Source organism: Pseudomonas helleri, from assembly GCF_009600315.1.
Lineage (GTDB): Bacteria > Pseudomonadota > Gammaproteobacteria > Pseudomonadales > Pseudomonadaceae > Aquipseudomonas > Aquipseudomonas helleri_A.
Window position 1 is genome coordinate 1 of record NZ_WIWC01000186.1, and the last position, 248, is coordinate 248.

Below are 248 nucleotides of genomic sequence, written 5' to 3' on the forward strand. Positions count from 1 at the left end.
GGCGCAGCGGACGGGACTCGAACCCGCGACCCCCGGCGTGACAGGCCGGTATTCTAACCGACTGAACTACCGCTGCGTATCGCTCGGACTTGCGTCCGTTTGAAATCTTTAAACCTGTGACTGAATAGCTTCGGTGCTTTTCAATCGCAAACCAGGCGAGCCTGACTTGTACAAATATGGCGCAGCGGACGGGACTCGAACCCGCGACCCCCGGCGTGACAGGCCGGTATTCTAACCGACTGAACTAC

The 248-nt window shown here is 58.5% G+C and carries 1 tRNA gene; it reads right to left on the reverse strand.

What is annotated here, in order from left to right:
• Positions 1 to 2: 2 nt before the first annotated feature.
• Positions 3 to 76, reverse strand: a tRNA-Asp gene (locus tag GHN86_RS23270).
• Between the last annotated feature and the right edge of the window lie 172 nt (positions 77 to 248).